We start from the raw sequence: 9094 nt of genomic DNA, 5'->3' as shown, positions 1-9094 counted from the left end.
GCAGCACGTCGGGGTCGTCCTGCGACGGCACCGCGACGCGGACGATGTCGCAGCCCGACGCGGTGAGCTCGGCGATCTGCTGGAGCGTCGCGTTGATGTTCGTGGTGGGCGTCGTCGTCATCGACTGGACGCTCACGGGGGCGTCGCCGCCGACGAGCACCTTGCCCACCTTGATCTGCCGCGACGTCCGACGGGGGGCGAGGGTCTCCGGAGCCGCTTTGGGCATCCCGATGTTGACGGCGGGCACGAGTCCAGCTTAGGTCGCGTACCCGCCGCCCACCGGCTCAGTCGCCCGAGATCTGCCGCACGAGTTCCGCCACGAAGACGTCGGCCTCGTCGAGGTGCGGCGCGTGCCCGGCCTCGGGGAGGGCGACCTCGCGATAGGTGCCGCCGTTCGCGGCGTAGCGGTCGAGCACCGCGCGCGTCTGCGCCTTCATCGGCTGCGGCGGCGCGACCTCGGCGCCGGGCCAACCCGGGATGACCCCGACCTGGCCGAGCATGTTGAGGTCGAAGAACGACGCGTCCGAGACGATCGCGTCCTTGTCGCCGTGGATCCACAGGATCGGCGGCTTCGCGGGGAGGTCGACGATCCCCGAGACGTCGTGGTGCTGCGGCGCCATGGTGTTGAGCACGCCCTTCGTGCCCGCGGCGAAGCCCGGCCAGTTGTCGGACGCCGCGAGGTCGCCGGGATAGTTGTCGACGCCGGTCTTCGTCGAGAGCATCGACGCCACCCAGAGGTCCTCGAGCTCGGCCTGGGCCTCGGGCTTCGCGGTGTACGCGGCACGGAACACACCGCGCGGCGAGGTCTGCTCGACGCTGTCGGCATCCCCCGCCTCGAGGCGCGCGACGAAGTCGGGATTCGCTCCCCCGCCGCCCGTGCCCGCCCCGTCGGCGTCGTTGCGCGCCCCGTCGGGCCCGTGGGTGCCGCCGAAGCCGTACGGCGACACCGGCGCCTCGAGCGTGAGGCTCAGCACCCGCTGGGGTGCGTCGAGCAGCAGCTGCGTCACGACGCCGCCTCCCATGCTCCAGCCGACCAGGTGCACGGCGTCGAGGCCGAGCGCGTCGAGCACGCTCAGCACGTCGTCCGAGAAGTCGCGCAGCCCGCGGGTCGCATCGACGGGCAGGGTCTGCGAGTCGCCGAAGCCCCGCAGGTCGATCGCGAGCGCCCGCACGTCCGACGGCAGCGCGAGCATCGTCGGCTGGTAGAAGTGCGACGACGAGACGTTGCCGTGCACGAAGACGACGGTGCGGGCCGCCTCGCCCGTCGCGGGCCGCTCGAGCACGTTCGCCGTCAGGCGCGGCGTCTCGACCGTGTGGGCGACGATGCCCGGAAGCAGGGTGAGTGTCATGGCGGGTGTCTCCTTCAGCTGAGGGTGGAACGGACGGCATCGGCGACGGCGCCGGCGCCGCGATCGGTGAGCAGGATCGTGTAGTGGTTGACGTCGTCGACGTCGGTCACCGTCATCGTCGGCGCGAGCGGCGGATGTCGGGGCAGGTCCGGGTAGAGACCGCCCGGCTCGTCGAGCAGCCCCCGCGGCGCGCGCAGCAGCGGGGCGGGGATGCTCAAGCCCGCGAGGGCGGCCAGGTGCCACTCGGAGCCGTAGAGGTCGAGCGAGTCGGCCGCGATCGCCTCGAGCGTGCTGGAGGTGCGCAGGTGCGGCGGCTCTCCCACGAGGTCGTAGTCGGCGTACGCCGCGAGATCGGCGCTCACCTCGCCGCCGAACGCGGGATGCTGCCGCCAGAAGTCGCGGTACGCCTCGCGCGACGGGAACTCGCGCGCGAGCCGCTCGGCGATCGGGCCGAGCACGGTACCGGCCAGGTCGTCGTCGGAGACGCCGGGCGGGCGCGTGAGCGGGTAGCCGCCGTCGACGAGCAGGAGCGACGCCACGAGGTCGGGCCGGGCGGCGGCCAGGGCGACCGCGACGAACGCGCCCATCGAGTGGCCGACGACCGGAACGGGCCCGAGGGCGCGCTCGTCGAGCAGCGCGGCGAGGTCGTCGGCGTGATGGCGCAGCCCGGTCGAGGGTGCCAGGTCGCGGCTGCGTCCGCGACCCCGCAGGTCGGGGGCGAGGATGCGGCGCTCGGGGAGGGCCCGGGCGAGGGGCGCCCACACCCGCGACGACGAGGTGATCCCGTGGATCGCGAGCAGCGGCATCCCGTCGACCGGGCCGTACTCGTGCACGTGGAGCGCACTCATCGGGCCGACCAGCCGCCGTCCATGACGTACGACGCGCCCGTCACCATGCCGGCCGTCGGCCCGCACAGCCAGGCGACGAGGTCGGCGACCTCGGCGGGCTCGAGCAGTCGTTTGATCGCGCTCTCGGTGAGCAGGACCTTCTCGACGACCTCCGACTCGGGGATGCCGTGCACGCGCGCCTGATCGGCGATCTGCTTCTCGACGAGCGGGGTGCGCACGTAGCCCGGGTTGACGCAGTTGCTCGTGACGCCGTGAGGGGCACCCTCGAGTGCCGTGACCTTCGAGAGTCCCTCGAGACCGTGCTTCGCCGCCACGTACGCCGACTTGTAGGGGCTCGCACGCAGTCCGTGCACGCTCGAGATGTTGACGATGCGACCCCACCCGTTCGCGTACATCCCGGGCAGCACGGCGCGCGTGAGCAGGAACGGGGCCGTGAGCATGAGGTCGATCATCAGCCGGAAACGCGCGGGCTCGAAGTCCTCGATCGGGCTGACGGTCTGGATGCCCGCGTTGTTGACCACGATGTCGGCGCGCAGGTCGATGGTCGCGAGCGCATCGAGGTCGGAGAGGTCGACGGCCCAGGTCTCGCCGCCGAGCTCGTCCGCGACGCGTGCGGCGGCATCCGCATCGAGGTCGGCGATCACGACGTGCGCCCCGCGGCGCGAGAGCTCGCGGGCGACGGCCTCGCCGATGCCGCTCGCGGCACCGGTGATCAGTGCGCGCCTACCGCGGAGGCCGTCATCGGTCACGAGTGAACGCTATTGCAGCAATGTCGCGCACACGAGCGGTCGAGATGTGCGATTCTGCACACATGACTGCGCAGTTCTCGACCTCCGGCCTCGCCGCCGACGACCTGCTCGTGCTGCTCGCCGTCGCCCGCACGGGACGCTTCGCGACGGCGGGCCGCCAACTCGGAGTCACTCATACGACCGTCGCCCGGCGGGTCGAGGCTCTCGAAGTCGCGCTCCGCGGCAGGGTGCTCGTGCGCGGGAGCGACGGATGGCGCCTCACGCCGCTCGGCGAGCGTGCCGCGGCCGCGGGCGAGGGCGTCGAAGCCGCCGTCGGAGCCCTCGACGCGGGCGGCGGGGAGCTCACGGGCGCGATCCGGCTCTCGGCGACCGACGGATTCAGCGGCTTCGTCGCCGCGCCGGCCATGGCGGAACTGCGGAAGCGGCATCCGGGCGTCTCCCTCCAGGTCGTCGCGCAGACCCGCCAAGCCGCCGTGCACCGGTCGGGCGTCGATCTCGAGGTCGTCGTCGGACGACCCGAGGTGCGCCGCGCGCACGCGGTGCGGCTCGCGGACTACGAGCTCGGCGTGTACGCGACGCGCGAGCTGCTCGCGGAGCACGGCGAGCCGCGCGACGTCGACGACCTCACCGGGAAGCCGCTCGTGTACTTCATCGAGTCGATGCTGCAGGTCGACGTGCTCGACGAGGCGCGCGTCGCGCTCCCCGGCATGGTCGACGCGGTCTCGAGCACGAACGTCTTCGTCCACGTCGAGGCCACGCGTGCCGGGGCGGGCTTCGGGCTGCTGCCGTCGTTCCTCGCCGACCGGGAGCCCGACCTCGTGCGGGTGCTGCGCGACGACGTACGTCCACGCCTGCCCTACTGGCTCGTCGCCCCGCTCGAGGTGTACCGGCTGCCCGTCGTCTCGGCCTACCTGGAGGCGCTGCGCGCGCGGCTCGACGCCGTTCGACCGCAGCTGCTGGGCGAGGTCAGCCGGTAGGGCGTCAGCGCTCGAAGAACTGGATCGGATTGACGATGTCCGCGAAGATCACGAACACCGTGAGCAGTGCGAGGACGCCGGACACCGCCATCGTGACGGGCAGCAGCCGCGCGACATCCACCGGACCCGGGTCGGGGCGCTTGAACAGCTTCGCGATCCCCCGCCTGACGGCCTCGAAGAGCGCGCCCGCGACGTGCCCGCCGTCGAGCGGCAGGAGCGGCACGAGGTTGAAGAGGAAGAGCGCGAGGTTGAGCCCGCCGAGCAGTCCGAGCAGGCTCGCCGCCCGGTCGGCCACGGGCAGCGTCTCGAGGCTCGTGATCTCGCCGGCGAGCCGCCCGATGCCGACGACGCCCACGATCCCCTCGGGGTCGCGCTCCTGCCCGCCGAACGTCGACTGCCCGAGCTCCCAGACGCGCACCGGGAGCGTCGCGATCGAGTAACCGATCCGCTGGGCGCTGTCCCACACATAGGCCGGGACCGCCGTGACGGGCTGCTGCACGTTCTGGAAGGCGTACTCGATGCCGATGAAGCCGACGTCGCGGTAGACGAACTGGTCGCCGTCGAGCACGTACTCCCCGTCGGCGTCGACGACGGGGCGCGGCGTGAGCAGGGGCGTGACCTCGAGGTCGACCCGCTCGCCGTCACGCAGCACCGTGATCGGCACCGCCTCGCCGGCGGACGCGGTGATGACCGACGACACCGTGCGGTAGTCGACGACGTCCTGACCGTCGATCTCGACGATCGTGTCGCCCGGCAGGATGCCCGCCTCGGCGGCGGGTGCCGCGGGATCGCTCGGGCTGCACTCGTCGCGCCCGCTGTCGGCGGCGACGACGCACTCGTTGACGGCGGCGATCGTCGTCGACACCTGAGGGATGCCGAAACCGACGAGCACGATGCCGAAGAACACGAACGCGAGCACGAGGTTCATGAACGGCCCGCCGAGCATGATGACGATGCGCTTCGGCACCGGCAGCTTGTAGAAGACCCGATCCTCCTGACCCGCCGGGATGCCCTCGTGCGCGGCCGTGCGGGCGTCCTGCACGAGCGTGTCGAAGAAGCCGGTGGATGCCGTGCGCGGCTTGCCGCCGGTGCGTGCCGGCGGGAACATCCCGGCCATCGAGATGTAGCCGCCGAGCGGGATGAGCTTGAGCCCGTACTCGGTCTCGCCCCTCCGGCGCGAGAACACGGTCTTGCCGAAGCCGATCATGTACTGGCCGACCCGCACGCCGAAGAGCTTCGCGGGGACGAGATGGCCGATCTCGTGCAGACCGATCGAGACGACGAGCCCGACGAGCACGATGACGACGCCGAGTATGTACAGCAGGACCGACTCCACGGAGGTCACAGTACGGCAGGCGGACCGCACGGATGCCGAGCGCAGCCCTGTGAGGATGCTGGATGCCCGCCGCGCAAGCCCCCGCGTTCTCGGAGCACCCCGCGCGACGATGGCGGGATGGACATCGGCGACCTCCTGGACGATCGCTACGAGCTCCGGGCCCTCCTGGGCTCCGGCGGCACGGCGACCGTCTACCGTGCGCACGACCGCGAACTGGAGCGCGCGGTCGCGATCAAGGTGTTCGGTCCGACCTCCGAGCTCAGCGACCCGGGCCGCCGCCGCCTCGAGGCCCGCGCGCTCGCGACCCTGCGGCATCCCGCGATCGTCGCCATCTTCGACGCGCGCCTGGAGGCGGATCCCCCCTACCTGGTGCTCGAGTACGTCGAGGGGCCGACGCTCGCCGCGACCCTGACGCGCGGCCCGCTCGACGGCGATCGCGCGCGACGCATCGCCGCCGCGGCTGCGGCCGGCCTCGCCCGAGCGCACGCGGAAGGCATCGTGCACCGCGACGTCAAGCCCGCCAACCTCCTGCTCCCGCTGGACGGCGAGGTGGCGGCCCGGCTGCTCGACTTCGGGATCGCGCAGTCGCTCGGCGACCCCCGCCACACGACGGCCGGAACGGTGGTGGGTTCCGCGTGGTATCTCAGCCCCGAGCAGGCGCGCGGCCAGGACATCGGCCCCGCGTCCGACGTCTACTCGCTCGGACTCGTGCTCATCGAATGCCTCACGGGTCGCCCCGCGTTCCCCGGATCGACGCCGGAGTCCGTCGCGGCGCGGCTGCTCGCCGGACCACGACTCGCAGACCCTGAGCTCGCGGCGGAAGCGCCCCTCCTCGCGCGCATGACCGCCCTCGAGGCGCACGACCGCCCCGACGCCGCCGAGGTCGCCGAGTTGCTCGCCGCGCCCGCGCCGACCCGCGTGCTGCGCGCCGCCGCAGACGTGCCGACCGAGGCGCTCGCGCCGACCGAAGCGCTCGTGCCGACCGAAGCGCTCGTGCCGACCGAAGCCGTGCACGTCGCGACCCAGCGCGTTCGGGAGGCCGAGGCGCGGCGGGGCCCGAAGAAGCCTCGTCGCCGGATCCCTCGCGCCGCGATCATCGCGTCGGCACTCGGGCTGGCGGGGGTCCTCGTCGGAGCGGCCGGCATCGGGTCACTGCTCTCGGGAACCGGCACGACCGGCCCCGAGCTCAAGACGCGCCCGTCGATCGCGCCCGTCGAGGATGTCCCGCCGGACGACAGCGGTCCCGACGATCCCGGGCCGGGGAACGGACCGGGGAACGGGCCGGGCAACGGCAACGGGAACCCGGGCGACAACGGCAACGGCAACGGGCCGAAAGACGACTGAGCGCGTCAGTCGCCCTGGATCGCGAGGATGTGCACACCCTCCGGGTCGCGGATCCACCCGACGCGCTCGCCCCACGGCATGTCGGCGGCCGGCGCGACCGTCGCTCCCCCGTGGTCCGGCGCGGCGGCCAGCACGGCATCCAGGTCGTCGACGTAGACGCACAGGTCGACGGGATGCCCGCTCGTCGGAAAGGCCGACTCGCCGTAGGCGCTCACGCCGGTGCCGTCGGCGAGACCGAGTGTCGAGTCGCCGACCTGCAGCGTGAGGTAGACGGCGTCGCCCTCCTCCGGGAAGCGATAGGCCGGCGTGCCTCCGAGCACGTTCTCGTAGAACCCGGTCGTGGCCGCGAGGTCGCGGCAGGCCAGGATCGGGAAGAGCTCGCGACGGCTCATGAGCGCTTGGCCCCCACGATGCCGATCACGGTCACGATCGCGAGGCCCGAGACCACGAGGAAGCCGATCAGGATCCAGCCCACCGGGATGCCGAACACGCCGACGGGGACGCTCACGTGGTACTCGGTGCCGGTGGTCTCATCGCTCAGCGCGTCGCGGAACTCGAGGTCGCCGAGGATCTGGGAGGACGGCTCGGAGAAGTAGAGCTCGAACACCGTGAGATACGCGCCGAACCGATCCACCTCGGAGCCGGACACGGGCGCCGCCCACGAGGTGAACGACGAGTCGGGCTCGGCCCCCGAGCCGACGAACGAGACGCGCTGCCGGTGGTCGTCGAAGACATAGAGCCGCACCGTCTGGGGCGAGGTCGCGGCGCGCGAGAGCTCGAGTGGATACACGGGCTCCACGGTCTCGAACCGGAAGCGCAGCGGGTCGAGGTCGCCGTCGAGCGGCGCATCACCCGTCAGCTTGAGCGCCACGAAGAACCAGCCGCGCTCGACATAGCCCTGCAGCAGCGGCGTCACCTCGGGCGACAGGTCGTAGGAGTTCTCGGCGAGCCAGGTCTCGAGCCCCGCGGTGTCCGAGGCGGCGAGCGCCACCGCCTCGATCGGGCCGAGCTGCACGCGGTCGAGCACCTCGGGCGGCGCTCCGGCGGTCGCACCGTCGCCGAGCCCGTGGAACGTCCACCAGTCGGGCTCCTCGACGCGACGCGGGGTCGTCACGCGGTCGAGCGCCTCGAAGTCGCCGAGGTCGCCGAGCGAGACGGTCGCGGGCGACGGCGTCGGGAAGACGAGCCCCGTCTCGGTGCCGGCGCTCAGCACCCCCAGCAGGAGGTCGAGCTGCTGCACGCCGTCCCTCCAGGTGACGATCGCGTGCTCCTGGCCCACCGACACCTCGGACCCGGAGGGCGGGGCAGCAGCGCCGCAGGCGCACGCGGCAGCCGGTGCCACGGGCGCGATGACGAGCCCGAGCGCCACGAGCGTGGCGACCAGCAGACGACGGAGCCGGGCGGTCACCCCGCCAGCATGGCATCCGCGGTGCGTCGTGCCCAGAGCTCCGCGTCGAGCACGCCCTCGAGCGTGAGCTCGTCGGGCTCATGTGCGTCGACGACGCGCTCCACGGTGTCGACGATCGCGAGGTAGCCGATCCTGCCCGCGTGGAACGCCGCGACGGCCTGCTCGTTCGCCGCGTTGAACACCGCGGGGTAGGTCGCCCCGGCCGTGCCGACGCGCTTCGCGAGGGCGACCGCGGGGAACGCCGTATCGTCGAGCGGCTCGAAGGTCCAGGACTGCGCGCGCGTCCAGTCGATCGGAGTGCCGACGTCGGGCACTCGATCCGGCCAGCCGAGCCCGAGGGCGATCGGCAGCCGCATGTCGGGCGGCGAGGCCTGGGCGATCGTCGAGCCGTCGGTGAACTCGACCATCGAGTGCACGATCGACTGCGGATGCACCACGACCTCGATGCGCTCGTAGGGCACGTCGAAGAGCAGGTGGGCCTCGATGACCTCGAGTCCCTTGTTCACGAGCGTCGCCGAGTTGGTGGTGACCATGAGGCCCATGTCCCAGGTGGGATGCGCGAGCGCCTCGCTCGGGGTGACGTCGGCGAGCTCTGCCCGCGTGCGGCCGCGGAACGGCCCCCCGGATGCCGTCACGACGAGCCGCCGCACCTCCCCCGGGGTGCCGGAGCGGAGCGCCTGCGCGAGCGCCGAATGCTCCGAATCCACGGGCACGATCTGCCCGGGAGCGGCGGCGGCCTTCACGAGGTCGCCGCCGACGATGAGGCTCTCCTTGTTCGCGAGCGCGAGCGTCGCCCCCGCCTCGAGCGCCGCGAGCGTCGGGCCGAGCCCCACCGAGCCGGTGATGCCGTTGAGCACGACGTCGGCCGGCGTGTCGCGCACGAGCTGCACGGCCTCGTCGGCGCCGAGCGCCCAGCGCGTGACACCGGTCGCTGCCGCCTGCGACTCGAGCGTCAGCCGATCCGACCCCGCGGCGAGACCGACGAGCTCGAACCGATCCGGATTCGCAGCGATGACCTCGAGAGCCTGGGTGCCGATCGAACCGGTCGACCCGAGCACGATGACGCGACGCGGGGCGCTCACC

10 protein-coding genes are annotated in these 9094 nt (G+C 72.5%); 2 read left to right on the top strand and 8 right to left on the bottom strand.

Going from position 1 to position 9094, the window contains the following annotated elements:
* The 4 genes from ACO1X9_RS07345 to ACO1X9_RS07330 all read right to left on the bottom strand — a co-directional run.
* On the bottom strand, positions 1-247 hold a 247-nt coding region (locus ACO1X9_RS07345), incomplete at its 3' end, for a flavodoxin-dependent (E)-4-hydroxy-3-methylbut-2-enyl-diphosphate synthase (protein WP_486350170.1).
* Positions 248-284: 37 nt separating this feature from the next.
* Positions 285-1349 carry an alpha/beta fold hydrolase gene (locus ACO1X9_RS07340; protein ID WP_486350169.1) on the bottom strand — a complete coding sequence of 355 codons (1065 nt, stop codon included), beginning with the start codon at positions 1347-1349 and terminating at the stop codon, positions 285-287.
* A gap of 14 nt (positions 1350-1363) precedes the next feature.
* Positions 1364-2197, bottom strand: coding sequence for an alpha/beta hydrolase (locus ACO1X9_RS07335; protein ID WP_486350168.1), 834 nt, complete (start codon positions 2195-2197; stop codon positions 1364-1366).
* Complete coding sequence (locus ACO1X9_RS07330; RefSeq protein ID WP_486350167.1) at positions 2194-2946, bottom strand: 3-hydroxybutyrate dehydrogenase; 753 nt, start codon at positions 2944-2946, stop codon at positions 2194-2196. Before ACO1X9_RS07330 ends, ACO1X9_RS07335 begins: the two co-directional genes overlap by 4 nt.
* Before the next feature lie 62 nt (positions 2947-3008).
* Between ACO1X9_RS07330 and ACO1X9_RS07325 the strand changes: the two genes are divergently transcribed.
* Positions 3009-3923, top strand: a complete 915-nt coding sequence (locus ACO1X9_RS07325) for a LysR family transcriptional regulator (RefSeq protein ID WP_486350166.1) — start codon at positions 3009-3011, stop codon at positions 3921-3923.
* Between the two features lie 4 nt (positions 3924-3927).
* On the opposite strand, the gene ACO1X9_RS07320 is transcribed toward ACO1X9_RS07325, so the two are convergent.
* Positions 3928-5259 (bottom strand): M50 family metallopeptidase, encoded by a 1332-nt coding sequence (locus tag ACO1X9_RS07320; RefSeq protein WP_486350165.1) that lies wholly within the window; start codon positions 5257-5259, stop codon positions 3928-3930.
* A gap of 117 nt (positions 5260-5376) precedes the next feature.
* Here ACO1X9_RS07320 and ACO1X9_RS07315 point away from each other — a divergent pair, with 117 nt between their 5' ends.
* The gene (locus tag ACO1X9_RS07315) at positions 5377-6603 is read left to right on the top strand and encodes a serine/threonine-protein kinase (RefSeq protein ID WP_486350164.1); all 1227 of its coding nucleotides are present in this window, start codon (positions 5377-5379) and stop codon (positions 6601-6603) included.
* A 5-nt stretch (positions 6604-6608) separates the two neighbouring features.
* On the opposite strand, the gene ACO1X9_RS07310 is transcribed toward ACO1X9_RS07315, so the two are convergent.
* From ACO1X9_RS07310 to dxr, 3 genes are read right to left on the bottom strand one after another with little or no spacing between them, the layout of a single operon-like run.
* Positions 6609-6995 carry a VOC family protein gene (locus ACO1X9_RS07310; RefSeq protein WP_486350163.1) on the bottom strand — a complete coding sequence of 129 codons (387 nt, stop codon included), beginning with the start codon at positions 6993-6995 and terminating at the stop codon, positions 6609-6611.
* Positions 6992-8011, bottom strand: a complete 1020-nt coding sequence (locus ACO1X9_RS07305; protein WP_486350162.1) for a DUF2330 domain-containing protein — start codon at positions 8009-8011, stop codon at positions 6992-6994. The genes ACO1X9_RS07310 and ACO1X9_RS07305 overlap by 4 nt, the downstream gene beginning before the upstream one ends.
* Entirely contained in the window at positions 8008-9093 is a 1086-nt protein-coding gene (dxr, locus tag ACO1X9_RS07300) for a 1-deoxy-D-xylulose-5-phosphate reductoisomerase (RefSeq protein WP_486350161.1), read from the bottom strand. Before dxr ends, ACO1X9_RS07305 begins: the two co-directional genes overlap by 4 nt.
* Position 9094: the final 1 nt, after the last annotated feature.

It is taken from the genome of Pseudolysinimonas sp. (assembly GCF_057350545.1).
This window is presented reverse-complemented; position numbering and strand designations above follow the sequence as displayed.

Coding starts and splice junctions, on each gene's coding strand:
- ACO1X9_RS07340 (WP_486350169.1), bottom strand. CDS start 1,349: ATGACACTCACCCTGCTTCCGGGCATCGTCGCCCACACGGTCGAGACG.
- ACO1X9_RS07310 (WP_486350163.1), bottom strand. CDS start 6,995: ATGAGCCGTCGCGAGCTCTTCCCGATCCTGGCCTGCCGCGACCTCGCG.
- ACO1X9_RS07335 (WP_486350168.1), bottom strand. CDS start 2,197: ATGAGTGCGCTCCACGTGCACGAGTACGGCCCGGTCGACGGGATGCCG.
- ACO1X9_RS07325 (WP_486350166.1), top strand. CDS start 3,009: ATGACTGCGCAGTTCTCGACCTCCGGCCTCGCCGCCGACGACCTGCTC.
- ACO1X9_RS07315 (WP_486350164.1), top strand. CDS start 5,377: ATGGACATCGGCGACCTCCTGGACGATCGCTACGAGCTCCGGGCCCTC.